This window comes from Yersinia enterocolitica subsp. enterocolitica, from assembly GCF_901472495.1.
Lineage (GTDB): Bacteria > Pseudomonadota > Gammaproteobacteria > Enterobacterales > Enterobacteriaceae > Yersinia > Yersinia enterocolitica.
The window spans coordinates 400,651-412,792 of the sequence record NZ_LR590469.1; the positions used below are offsets into that span (position 1 = coordinate 400,651).

Below are 12,142 nucleotides of genomic sequence, written 5' to 3' on the forward strand. Positions count from 1 at the left end.
GCACCTTTTTGACACTGCATATCCCGCTTGAAATGGCGGGATTTTTTATGCAATGCTCAGGTAAACAAGCATTTATCATCGCAGGAACCGGCAGCGGCTGTGGTAAAACCACTGTGACGCTGGGTATTTTGCGGGCGCTGATGGCGCGCGGATTGTCGGTGCAGCCGTTCAAAGTTGGGCCGGACTACCTGGATACTGGTTGGCATACCGCCGTCAGTGGTGTGACGTCACGTAATCTTGATGCTTTTATGTTGCCGCCCGCCACCCTTAATGGGTTGTATAACCAGCATATGCGCCATGCCGATGTAGCGGTGATTGAAGGTGTCATGGGGTTGTATGACGGCTACGGCACTGACCCCGATTATTGCAGCAGTGCAGCGATGGCGAAGCAATTAGGCTGCCCGGTTATCTTGCTGGTGGATGGTAAAGCGGTGTCGACATCCGTTGCCGCAACCGTGCTGGGCTTTAGCCAATTTGACCCCAAGCTGACGATTGCCGGTGTGATTGTTAACCGCGTCAATTCAGAAAATCACTATCAACTTATCCGCCATGCTATCGAACGTTATTGCGGCATTCCGGTTTTGGGCCGCTTGCCGGTCATGGACGATGTTGCCTTGCCATCACGCCATTTGGGGCTGATCCCGGCACAAGAGCGAGGCGGTGCACTATCCAAACAGCCCGATAACTCACCGTGCTGGCAACAATTGGCCCAGCAGGTCGAAGCCTTTATCGATCTGGACCGATTGTTGACCCTGACTTCAAGCACCCAACGCCCTGTTGGAACCCCTCCCGCGTTACCTTCTCAAGCTTTGGCTGACGGGCTGATATTGGCCTTAGCCGAAGATGAAGCTTTTAATTTTTACTACCCCGATAACCTTGATTTGCTGGAGCAAGCAGGCGTGCGCATCCAGCGTTTCAGCCCGCTGCATGACCGCCATCTGCCGGCTTGTCAGATGATTTATCTGGGCGGAGGGTATCCGGAGATCCATAGCCGCGCATTAGCAGAAAATACCGCGATGCATGCGGCGTTACAGCAAGCCCACCGCCAGCAAATCCCGATGTATGCCGAATGTGGTGGCTTGATGTATTTGGGGGATGCTCTGACGGATGAAAGCGGACAGCGCCATCGGATGGTGGGAGTTTTGGCCGGAGAAAGCCGAATGGGAAAACGCCTGACTCGCTTTGGTTACTGTCAGGCCGAGGCCCGCAGCGACACATTATTAGCCGCGTCTGGCGAAATTCTACGCGGTCATGAGTTCCATTACTCTGATTTTACCAGCCCACTGACACCCGTTTTTGATAGCAGTAAATGGCGCGATGGCGAAGTTATTCAGCGCTGGCACAGTGGCTATCAAGTGCAACGGACTCAGGCCAGTTATCTGCATATTCACTTTGCTCAGCGCCCCGGATTATTGGACGGCTGGCTGACTGCTGCCCGGAGTGTGCTATGACCCTGAGCGCGTGGTTTGTGGCTTTTCTGCTGGACCATTGGCTTGGCGACCCGCCGCGTTGGCCGCATCCGGTGCGCTGGATGGGTAATCTGATCACGCTGTTGCAGAGAGCCATTCGCACCCTGTGTCATAGCGAGTGGGCACTCAAATGGGGGGGGGCGGTGCTGTGGTTACTGGTGGTGGGTATCACCTGGCTCGTCAGCTGGGGGTTTTTATGGCTGATGACAGAGATTAATCCGTGGCTTGGCTGGTTAGCGCAAGTGTGGATGATTTACACCTTACTGGCCGGACGCTGCTTGAGTGACGCGGCATTAGCGGTTTTTGATGCGCTACAACACGGAACCCTGGCGCAAAGTCGCGAAAAGCTGTCATGGATTGTTGGGCGTGATACTTCGCAATTGGAGAAACCACAAATCACTCGTGCGGTGGTCGAGACCGTGGCCGAAAACAGCGTTGATGGCGTGATTGCACCGCTGTTCTTCCTGATGCTGGGGGGCGCGCCGCTGGCAATGGCTTATAAAGCAGTCAATACCCTTGATTCGATGGTGGGATATAAAACGCCGAAATATCGCGCAATTGGTTATGTCTCTGCCCGTATGGATGATGCTGCCAATTGGCTTCCTGCACGCCTCAGCTGATTGTTACTCAGTATCGCAGCCTGGTTGATTCAGGCCGATTACCGTCAGGCGTTGCGCATTGGTTGGCGCGACCGTTATCAACACTCCAGCCCGAACTGCGCCTGGCCGGAAGCCACGGTGGCGGGAGCGTTGGGTATTCGCCTGGGCGGCCCGAATGATTACTTTGGTGAGCGGGTGGAGAAGCCGTGGATCGGCGATGAGCGGCGTGAAATCGCTCTGAGTGATATTCCCCGCAGCATTCATTTGATGATGATGGCGTCGCTATTGGCCCTGTTATTGTTCGCTCTGACTCATCTGCTGTTGGTCGGTATTTAACCAGGATAACCTCATGAACTATATAAAAAACCCGCAGGAAATCGAGAAAAATAGCTTCGTTATCATTGGCGATATTATCGCCGCTGAGCGGCCAGAGATTCGGTTTGCCAGTGCAATGCATGAAGCGGTTGTCAAGCGGGTTATCCACACCACAGCGGATTTTGACTGGCTGGATATTCTGCATTTTTCACCGGATGTGCTGACCCGCATTGCCGAGGGGCTACGTCGAGGATGCACGCTGTACACCGACACGACTATGGCGATGTCGGGCATTAACAAAACACTGTTAAAGCAGATGGGATGCGAGTGTCGCTGTTATATCAGTGATCCGCGGGTGGTGGAGAGTGCGCCGGTACAGGGGATTACCCGCTCGATGGCCGCGGTAGATGTGGCGTTGGCGGAACCGGGCGAAAAACTGTTTGTATTCGGTAATGCGCCGACGGCGTTATTCCGTTTGTTAGAACGGCAAGTGTCCCCAGTGGCGGTCATCGGCGTGCCGGTGGGGTTTGTTGGTGCGGCGGAATCCAAAGATGCGTTGGTGGCAAGTGGTTTGCCGTGTATTGCCGCGCTGGGGCGTAAAGGGGGCAGTAATGTGGCGGCAGCCATTATTAACGCCATCCTCTATCAATTACAAAGGACGCAGTTGCGAGGGGCATTATGAGTGACGTTATTGCGAATGACGGCGCGGCACTGCAAAACCAGCAATTAGACAGCATTTGGCACAACGGCAAGCAATACCGTAAAGGCTATACCACCGGTTCCTGTGCCACGGCGGCGGCCAAAGTGGCGGCGCTGATGGTGTTGCGTCAGCAAGTGATTGATCAAATTTCTATTGTGACGCCTTCCGGCATCACCTTGTGTCTGAATGTTGAGCAGCCGTTGATTGAAGGTCAGCAAGCCACCGCCGCAATCCGCAAAGATGGCGGCGATGATATTGATGCTACCCACGGCATGCTGATTTTTGCCCGCGTGACCCTCACCACACAGACCGACATTACTCTGCGAGGCGGCGAAGGAGTGGGAACCGTTACTCGCAAAGGGATTGGGTTGCCGGTCGGCAGCAGCGCCATTAACCGCACTCCGCGCCAAACCATCGAAGCTGCTGTGCGTGAAGTCATCGGCCCATTGCGTGGCGCAGAAGTCGAAATCTTTGCGCCGGAAGGCGAGGAGCGAGCGAAGAAAACCTACAACGGGCGGCTGGGGATTCTGGGCGGGATTTCCATCATTGGTACCACCGGTATTGTGACGCCGATGTCAGAAGAGAGCTGGAAACGCTCATTGGCGCTGGAGCTGGAAATGAAGCGGGCAGCAGGTGTTGATCGCGTCATTTTGGTGCCGGGTAATCACGGCGAGCGCTTTGTCCGCGACCACCTGGGGCTGGATAGCCAACGGGTGGTCACCATGAGTAATTTTGTCGGCTATATGCTGCAAGAAACCGTGCGCTTGGGGTTCCGCCACGTTCTGTTAGTTGGGCATCCGGGCAAATTGGTCAAAGTGGCCGCCGGTATCTTCCATACCCACAGCCATATTGCTGATGGACGTATGGAGACGCTGGTGGCGCATTTGGCTTTAATGGGTGCGCCCCATGCGCTATTACTTAAAGTTAATCAGTGTGATACCACGGAAGCGGCAATGGAGTTAATTGCCGAGCAGGGTTGGCAAGGGGTGTATGCGCGTATCGCGCAGCGCATCTGCGAGCGCATTGCGGAGATGATGCGCTTCTCGGTTAACCCGCCCCAGTGTGATGCCATTTTATTCTCTTTTGATAATCAGGTGCTAGGTAGCAACCGGCCACTGGATGAGATTGTGGAGGCGTTACGATGATTACGGTGGTGGGGATTGGCCCCGGTGATGCTGATTATCTGACACCCGCAGCTCGACGGGCTATCGATCGCGCCGAGGTACTGGTTGGCGGTAAGCGCCATCTGGCGACATTGAGCAGCGATAGTAAAGAGTCGCGCTTGTTAGATGCTGATCTATTAGGGCTATTGGAGTGGCTGGATAGCAATAAGCATCGCGCCATTGTGGTGCTGGCCTCGGGAGATCCTTTGCTGTATGGCATCGGCAAATTGCTGGCAGCAAACTTCAGCGCTGAGGAGTTGCATATCGTTCCCGGCATTAGCGCGATTCAATATTTGTGCGCCAAAGCGGCACTGGATATGAACGACCTCTTTCTTACCAGCAGTCATGGTCGTGAACCCGATTTTGACTGGATCTTCCAGCACGACAAAGTGGCGATGGTGACCGACGGCATTATTGGCCCAAGAGCTATTGCCGATGCGCTACAGCAACGTGGCCTGTCCCGTACCTTGATTATTGGTGAAAACCTCTCGCAACCCAATGAACGAATTTATCGCCTGCCAGCAAAGCAAGTGGCGGCCCGCTATGACATGAATGTGGTGGTGATCCTCAATGAAAGATGAGCTGTTCCTACGTGGGCAAAAAGTCCCGATGACCAAAGAAGCGGTGCGAGTATTGGCACTGGAACGGCTGAGTTTGTCGGGTGCCGCTCACTTGATTGATGTGGGGGCGGGTACTGGCAGTGTGGCATTGGAAGCGGCTTTGCGTTTTCCTGATTTACGGGTGACGGCGATTGAACGGAATCCGGTAGCACTTGAGTTGATTAATGAAAACCGCCAGCGGCTAGGGTGTCGCAAGGTAGACATTATTGCCGGAGTCGCTCCTTTACCTTTATCCGATAAAGCCGATGCCATTTTTATTGGCGGCAGCGGTGGCCATCTGACTGACCTTATCGACTGGTCATTGATGATGTTAAATCCTGGGGGCCGCTTGGTATTGACCTTTATTTTGCTCAATAACCTCAATGAAGCATTAAGCCATTTACAGACCTGCGTCGTTAGCGAGCTGGATTGTGTGCAATTGCAACTCTCCACTCTGACCCCTCTGGGTCGCGGGCACTATTTTAAACCGAATAATCCTACTTATCTGATTTCCTGCCACAAGGAGGCGCGCAATGTCTGAGCATCCTGATACTGCATCAACATGGGATACGCAAAAAGTCTGGTTTGTTGGGGCCGGGCCGGGTGACAAAGAGCTGATTACGCTAAAAGGCTACCGCTTGCTGCAACAGGCGCAGGTGGTCATTTATGCCGGATCGCTTATCAATACCGAGCTATTGGAATATTGCTCTGCCGAAGCTGAATGTCACGATAGCGCGGGCTTGAATCTGGAACAAATCATTACGCTGATGGTGGAAGGTGTGCGCGCGGGCAAGCTGGTAGTGCGGCTGCAAACCGGCGATCTCTCTTTGTATGGCTCGATTCGTGAGCAGGGGGAGGTGTTGGGCGAACACGGCATTGGCTTTGTTTCGGTGCCGGGGGTCAGTGCTTTCTTGGGCGCAGCGGCGCAACTGGGGGTGGAATACACCGTGCCGGAAGTGGCACAGAGCTTGATTATCACCCGTATTGAGGGGCGCACACCCATGCCGCCATTGGAGCAATTGGAAGCTTTCGCCGCGCACCAAACTTCAATGGCGATTTTCTTATCAGTACAGGAAATGGACCGCGTTGCCGAGCGCTTAATCGCCGGTGGCTATCCCGCCAATACGCCGGTCGCGGTGGTGTACAAAGCCACATGGGCTGAAAGCCGCACGGTACGCGGCACGCTGGCAGATATCGCCGAGTTAGTGCGGGCGGCGGCCATTCATAAAACGGCGCTGATTTTGGTGGGGGCATTCCTCGGTGATGAATACCACTATTCCAAACTCTATGACGCGGGGTTTAGCCATGAATATCGTCAAGCCTGAATCAATCGCGGTATTTTGCCTGACCCCCGGCGGAGTGCGGCTGGCGCGGCGCTTGCAAACCCACTTGCCGCTGACCTGTTTTACCAGTGACAAACTGCTGGAAGAGGGTTTCTTGCCCTTCAACGGCAGTTTTGGCGACACCCTGCGTGAAGCATTTAAACAGTATTCAGCACTAGTGGTGGTGGGGGCAATTGGCCTGACAGTGCGGGTTATCGCGCCGCTGGTAAACGATAAAATGACCGACCCTGCGGTGGTGGTGATTGATGAGCGCGGGCAACACGTCGTCAGTTTGCTGTCGGGACATGTGGGAGGGGCGAATACCCTAACCCGCTATCTGGCGGGCATTTTGGGTGCTGATCCGGTGATAACCACCGCCACTGATGTGAATGAGATGGCGGCGCTGGACACACTGGCCACCCAACTGGACGGCGAAATGCAAGATTTCCGCCATGCGGTCAAAGTGGTCAATCAAATGTTGGTCAGCAACCAAAAAGTTGGGTTGTGGTGGGATGCGCCGCTGTTGGCGGAACGCGAACGCTGTGACACGCGGGGGTTTGTGCCGGTTGATTCCTTGGATGCACTGCCACCACTGGATGCCCTGGTGTGCATCACACTGCGCGACAGCTTACCCGAGCTTGCTTTACCGGTTTACAAACTGGTGCCACGCCGGGTGGTGGCGGGCATTGGTTGCCGTCGGGCCACCTCGCTGCAAACGCTGGTTGAATTGCTGCAACAGCAAATGGCCGAAAATCATTTTGATGTCATGGCATTACGAGCTATTGGCAGCGTCACTATCAAAAAAGATGAACCGGCGCTGCATCAATTGGCTAAATGCTGGCGGGTGCCATTCGAACTGTTCAGCGTCGGCGAACTGAGCCGCCATGAACAACGTTTCCCTGCTTCTGATTTTGTCCGCCAAACGGTGGGTGTCGGTAGCGTTTCACAACCGGTCGCCTGGCTGATGAGCGACGGTAAATTGGTTGGCAATACTCTGCGTCAGCAGGGCGTCACCATCACTCTGGGAGTATCGCATTAATGTTAACCGTGATTGGCATTGGGCCAGGCAGTGAATCAATGATGACGCAGGACGCTATCGCCGCTATTCGCGAAGCAGAAATTATTGTCGGCTACAAAACCTATACCCATCTGGTCAAATCCATGACTCAGGATAAACAGGTGATCAAAACCGGCATGTGTAAAGAGATTGAGCGCTGTCAGGCGGCGATTGACCTGGCACTGGCCGGTCATAACGTGGCGCTTATCAGCAGTGGCGATGCCGGTATTTACGGCATGGCGGGCTTGGTGTTGGAGCTGGTCACACAGCAACAGTTGGCGTTAGAAGTGCGGCTGGTCGCTGGTATCACCGCCAGTATCGCCGCGGCCTCATTGCTCGGCGCACCGCTGATGCATGACTTTTGTCATATCAGCCTGAGCGATTTGATGACGCCGTGGGAAGTGATTGAAAAACGCATTATCGCGGCGGCACAAGCCGATTTTGTTATCTGCTTCTATAACCCGCGCAGCCGTGGCCGCGAAGGGCATTTGGCGCGGGCGTTTGAGTTAATGCAGCCGTGGAAGAAAGCCGCCACGCCGGTGGGTGTGGTGAAGGCGGCAGGGCGCAAAAAACAGGAAAAATGGCTAACCACAATAGGTGAAATGGATGTTGAACCGGTAGACATGACCAGTTTGGTGATTGTTGGCAATCAGGCCACTTATTGCCGTAACGGGCTGATGATAACGCCACGGGGCTATTCATTATGACGGACGATTCACTATGACTTATGACCCTCCGCCGATTCATATATTTGGCGGCACCAGTGATGCCCGGCTAATTTGCCAACTGCTGGACGAATTTGGTGAGCGCTACAGCCTGTCGGTCGCTACCGATGCGGGCAAACAACTGGCGGGCGACATTGGCGGCGAGGTATTGGTCGGGCGGATGGATGCAGCACAAATGGCCGATTTTCTTATCACCAGACAGGTGCAGTGGGTAGTTGATGCTTCACATCCCTACGCCAACCAGCTCAGTGACAATGTGGCTGCTGCTTGCGGGCAATCAAATGTCGTACTGACGCGTTATCAGCGCCCGAGTGAAATTGACGCTATTCATCATCCGCAGCTCTACAAAGTAGACAGTGCAGCGGCAGCGTGTGCCGTGGCGCAAGGTTTAGGGCCGCGGGTGCTCTTGACCACCGGCAGCAAGCAGTTGGCGGAGTATCAACAGCGGCTGACCGGTAAAACTTTGTTAGCGCGAGTGCTGCCAACGGCTGAGGTGCTGAGCCAATGTGAGGCTCTGGGGTTGGGGGTAGACAATATTATCGCGCTGCGTGGGCCATTCAGCACGCAATTCAATCACGCGCTGTATGAGTTTTGCCAGCCAGATGTGGTTATCACCAAGGAGTCTGGCGTGCAAGGTGGCTACCAGGAAAAAGTGGCTCCCTGTCTGGCACTGAATATTCCCTGCATTGTGGTGCGCCGTCCGGCCGCCGTGGTGTTGGGCAGTCTTGGGCAACAAGTGACTTCATTGGATGAATTTACCCGACATCTGATGCATTGGCAGCAATCTGGCCCACTGGCAAGAACAACGAGGACAATAAAATGAAAAAAGCACTGTTGGTGATCAGTTTCGGCACCAGTTATGAACACACTCGCCAAAAGAACATTGAAGCTTGTGAGCAACAGCTATCGGCGGCTTATAGCGATCGCGATGTGTTCCGCGCCTTTACCTCAGAAATGATCATTCGCAAGCTGCGTAAACGCGATGGTTTGTTGATCAATAACCCGCGAGAAGCACTGAAACTACTGGCTGAACAGGGTTATCAAGATGTCGCTATCCAATCACTGCATGTGATTAATGGCGATGAATACGAAAAAATCGCTAATGAAGTGCGCGGTTTTAGCGACTGCTTTCATCATCTGGTATTGGGCACACCACTGTTAAGCAGCTTTGCCGATTACCAGCAATTGTTAGTGGCACTGCAAGCACAAATGCCGCTGTTGGCGGCGGATGAGCGGGTGGTATTTATGGGCCACGGGGCCAGTCACTTCGCCTTTTCTGCTTATGCCTGCCTGGATCATTTAATGACCTCTCTCAACTTCCCTGCTTTGGTTGGTGCGGTGGAAAGTTATCCGGAAATCGACCACATCATTAGCCGCTTACAGCAGCAGGGGGTGCGCAAAGTGCATCTGATGCCATTGATGCTGGTGGCCGGTGATCACGCCATCAATGACATGGCTTCTGCAGAGCCGGATTCATGGCGCTCACAACTGGAAGCCGCGGGTATCAGTGCGCAATCATGGCTGCAAGGATTGGGAGAGAACCCATTGATTCGCCAGATGTTTGTTCAGCATCTGGCGAGTGCCTTGCAGCAAAAACAGCAGGAGGCAGTGTAATGAGCGGCAGACTTTATGCATTGGGTGTCGGCCCCGGAGCCAGCGATTTAATCACCGTGCGGGCGGCACGGCTGATAGCCAAACTGGATGTGCTGTATGCCCCGGCAGGGCGTAAAGGCGGTGACAGTCTGGCATTGTCAATTGTGCGCGAATATTTATCACCTAACACCGAAATCCGCACCTGCCATTTCCCGATGAGCGCCGATGACAGCGAAAAGCAGGCGGTGTGGGATGAGGTGGCACAACAGCTGCAAGCGGAAGTTGCGCAGGGCCGTCAGGTGGGCTTTATCACCCTCGGCGACGCCATGTTATTTAGCACATGGGTATTTTTATTGGAACGCATTGGGCGGCCTGATTGGTTGGAAATTGTCCCGGGCGTAACCTCATTTGCCGCCATTGCCTCACGTGCTGCGTTACCCTTGGCGATGGAGCAACAATCGCTGGCGGTTATGTCTTGCACCGCCCCAGAAGCCGAGCTGGAACGCGCTTTGCGCGATCACGACTGCGTAGTGCTGATGAAAGTGTATGGCCGCTTTGCACAAATTCAGGCGCTATTGGGCCGGTTAAATCTGTTCCCACATGCGCTGTTGATGTCGGAGGCTTCATTACCCGGCGAGGTGTGCTGGCGTCAGTTAGACACTATTGCCGCTGATCAGCCATTGCCCTATTTCTCGACCATTTTAGTGAATAAACAGCAATTAGTTAATGAATAACAGGTTAGTTAAATAGATGGTTAATTAATTTTAAATTACGCCCCAAATTAATTGGAGTTGCAGCAAGGCAGCAAACGAACTCATCCCGATGAGCTTACATAAGTAAGTGATTCGGGTGAGTGAGAGCCGCTAACACCGCTGCGGCTTCAAGTAAGAAGGGGGAAAAGGAATGCGAAATGGAAAGACAGTTAAAGAAACTCTCGTATAGCGGAGTGGCAATGGCAATCCTGCTTACGTTGGCACCGAATGACGTTTTTGCCATGCACATCATGGAAGGTTTTTTACCGCCGATGTGGGCACTGGCCTGGTGGATACTGTTCCTGCCGTGTTTGTTTATGGGGCTGGTTCGTTTGAAACAGATTGTCGCTGAAGATAGCAATCAAAAAGTCCTGTTAGCGCTGTGCGGTGCCTTTATTTTCGTGTTATCGGCACTGAAAATCCCATCGGTGACCGGCAGTTGTTCGCATCCGACCGGCGTCGGGCTAGCGGTTATTCTGTTTGGGCCAGTAGTGGTGGCGGTGTTGGGGGCCATTGTGCTGCTGTTCCAGGCGTTATTACTGGCGCACGGCGGCCTGACAACGTTGGGTGCTAATGGCATGTCAATGGCGGTTATTGGGCCAGTAGTGGGTTATCTGGTGTGGAAGTTGGCCTGTAAAGCGGGATTGCGCCGCGACGTCGGGGTATTTCTTTGCGCCATGCTGGCGGACTTAACCACTTACTTTGTCACCTCGGTACAGCTTGGTCTGGCTTTCCCTGACCCGCAATTTGGTGTTAGCGGTTCGATTATCAAGTTTATGGGGGTGTTCTGCATTACCCAGATCCCGATAGCCATCGCTGAAGGCTTGCTGACAGTGATGATTTACGACCAATTAACCAAACGCCAGTTAATCCACGCAGGGACTCACTAACATGAAAAAGACGCTTATTTTGCTGGCGATGGTGATCGCTCTGGTCATAATGCCGTTCTTTATTAATCACGGTGGTGAATATGGTGGCTCAGATGGTGAAGCCGAAACTCTGATTCAGACTACCGCACCTCATTATCAGCCGTGGTTCACGCCGTTATATGAACCCGCCAGTGGTGAAATTGAAAGCTTGCTGTTTACCCTGCAAGGTTCCATTGGGGCGGCGGTGATTTTCTATATCTTGGGTTATTACCGGGGGAAACGCGGTGAGCATGCTGGGGATTGATAAACTCAGTTATCAAAGCCGCTGGCGACAGGCCGATCCAATGGGAAAATTGGTGCTATATGCCGTTTTCCTGTTGGCCGCCATGCTTAGCCCGCCCATGTATCAGGCGCTGCTATTGGTGTTTATCGCCGCCCTGACATGTTATCTGTTGCGGGTGGGGCCGCGCCGTTATCTGTGCTGGCTGGCTATCCCGCTCTCTTTCCTGTTGGTGGGGTTAGTCACGATTGTGATATCACTCTCGCGCCAACCAGAGAGCCTGTGGTGGGGTATGCAGATAGGTCATTGGTGGTTGGGGTTTGATAAAGTCGGATTAACCACCGCCAATCAAACGCTATGGCGCAGTTTGGCGGCATTGGCAGCCACTTTTTGGTTTGTGCTGAATACGCCATTCCCGCAGCTTATCCAAATATTGAAGCGCTGCCATGCCCCCCGATTGCTGACCGAGCAAATCCTGCTGACCTGGCGGTTTATTTTTATTTTGATTGAGGAGGCCGCTGCGATCCATCAGGCGCAGTCTCTGCGATTTGGTTATATCTCATTGCGTACCGGCTACCATTCGCTGGCAATGTTGGTCGGTATGCTATTTACCCGCGTGATGATTCGCTATCAGCAAATGGTCATCTCGCTGGATATGAAACTCTATCAGGGCGATTTCCACCTGTAAGGCAGGATGTC

General features: G+C 53.6%; 14 protein-coding genes and 1 pseudogene. All 15 read left to right on the plus strand.

Going from position 1 to position 12,142, the window contains the following annotated elements; translation table 11 throughout:
* Positions 1-47 precede the first annotated feature (47 nt).
* The 15 genes and pseudogenes from FGL26_RS01930 to FGL26_RS02000 all read left to right on the plus strand — a co-directional run bounded on the left by FGL26_RS01930 (position 48) and on the right by FGL26_RS02000 (position 12,131).
* On the plus strand, positions 48-1,451 hold the full coding sequence (locus FGL26_RS01930; RefSeq protein ID WP_011816689.1) for a cobyrinic acid a,c-diamide synthase CobB: 1,404 nt from the start codon (positions 48-50) through the stop codon (positions 1,449-1,451).
* Positions 1,448-2,404: pseudogene (gene cbiB / locus FGL26_RS01935) on the plus strand (adenosylcobinamide-phosphate synthase CbiB). The gene FGL26_RS01930 and the pseudogene cbiB overlap by 4 nt, the downstream one beginning before the upstream one ends.
* Before the next feature lie 13 nt (positions 2,405-2,417).
* On the plus strand, positions 2,418-3,065 hold the full coding sequence (locus FGL26_RS01940; protein WP_005168465.1) for a cobalt-precorrin-8 methylmutase: 648 nt from the start codon (positions 2,418-2,420) through the stop codon (positions 3,063-3,065).
* Complete coding sequence (gene cbiD, locus FGL26_RS01945; RefSeq protein ID WP_005168467.1) at positions 3,062-4,228, plus strand: cobalt-precorrin-5B (C(1))-methyltransferase CbiD; 1,167 nt, start codon at positions 3,062-3,064, stop codon at positions 4,226-4,228. Before FGL26_RS01940 ends, cbiD begins: the two co-directional genes overlap by 4 nt.
* Positions 4,225-4,827, plus strand: coding sequence for a cobalt-precorrin-7 (C(5))-methyltransferase (locus FGL26_RS01950; RefSeq protein WP_005168469.1), 603 nt, complete (start codon positions 4,225-4,227; stop codon positions 4,825-4,827). Before cbiD ends, FGL26_RS01950 begins: the two co-directional genes overlap by 4 nt.
* Entirely contained in the window at positions 4,817-5,386 is a 570-nt protein-coding gene (locus tag FGL26_RS01955; protein WP_005168471.1) for a decarboxylating cobalt-precorrin-6B (C(15))-methyltransferase, read from the plus strand. Before FGL26_RS01950 ends, FGL26_RS01955 begins: the two co-directional genes overlap by 11 nt.
* A complete protein-coding gene (locus tag FGL26_RS01960; protein ID WP_005168478.1) occupies positions 5,379-6,170 on the plus strand; it encodes a cobalt-precorrin-4 methyltransferase in 792 nt (263 codons plus the stop codon). The genes FGL26_RS01955 and FGL26_RS01960 overlap by 8 nt, the downstream gene beginning before the upstream one ends.
* Positions 6,151-7,206 (plus strand): cobalt-precorrin 5A hydrolase, encoded by a 1,056-nt coding sequence (gene cbiG / locus FGL26_RS01965; RefSeq protein ID WP_005168479.1) that lies wholly within the window; start codon positions 6,151-6,153, stop codon positions 7,204-7,206. Before FGL26_RS01960 ends, cbiG begins: the two co-directional genes overlap by 20 nt.
* Positions 7,206-7,931: a precorrin-3B C(17)-methyltransferase gene (locus tag FGL26_RS01970; protein ID WP_005168481.1), complete on the plus strand. Its 726-nt coding sequence runs from the start codon at positions 7,206-7,208 to the stop codon at positions 7,929-7,931. Before cbiG ends, FGL26_RS01970 begins: the two co-directional genes overlap by 1 nt.
* A 13-nt stretch (positions 7,932-7,944) precedes the next feature.
* Positions 7,945-8,772: a cobalt-precorrin-6A reductase gene (locus tag FGL26_RS01975; RefSeq protein ID WP_005168483.1), complete on the plus strand. Its 828-nt coding sequence runs from the start codon at positions 7,945-7,947 to the stop codon at positions 8,770-8,772.
* Positions 8,769-9,563 carry a sirohydrochlorin cobaltochelatase gene (cbiK, locus tag FGL26_RS01980; RefSeq protein ID WP_032912691.1) on the plus strand — a complete coding sequence of 265 codons (795 nt, stop codon included), beginning with the start codon at positions 8,769-8,771 and terminating at the stop codon, positions 9,561-9,563. The genes FGL26_RS01975 and cbiK overlap by 4 nt, the downstream gene beginning before the upstream one ends.
* Positions 9,563-10,276, plus strand: a complete 714-nt coding sequence (locus tag FGL26_RS01985) for a cobalt-factor II C(20)-methyltransferase (protein ID WP_032909144.1) — start codon at positions 9,563-9,565, stop codon at positions 10,274-10,276. The genes cbiK and FGL26_RS01985 overlap by 1 nt, the downstream gene beginning before the upstream one ends.
* A gap of 176 nt (positions 10,277-10,452) precedes the next feature.
* A complete protein-coding gene (gene cbiM, locus FGL26_RS01990; RefSeq protein WP_011816682.1) occupies positions 10,453-11,184 on the plus strand; it encodes a cobalt ECF transporter S component CbiM in 732 nt (243 codons plus the stop codon).
* Between the two features lies 1 nt (position 11,185).
* The gene (locus FGL26_RS01995; protein WP_004699340.1) at positions 11,186-11,467 is read left to right on the plus strand and encodes an energy-coupling factor ABC transporter substrate-binding protein; all 282 of its coding nucleotides are present in this window, start codon (positions 11,186-11,188) and stop codon (positions 11,465-11,467) included.
* The gene (locus FGL26_RS02000; protein WP_005168493.1) at positions 11,454-12,131 is read left to right on the plus strand and encodes an energy-coupling factor ABC transporter transmembrane protein; all 678 of its coding nucleotides are present in this window, start codon (positions 11,454-11,456) and stop codon (positions 12,129-12,131) included. Before FGL26_RS01995 ends, FGL26_RS02000 begins: the two co-directional genes overlap by 14 nt.
* Positions 12,132-12,142 lie beyond the last annotated feature (11 nt).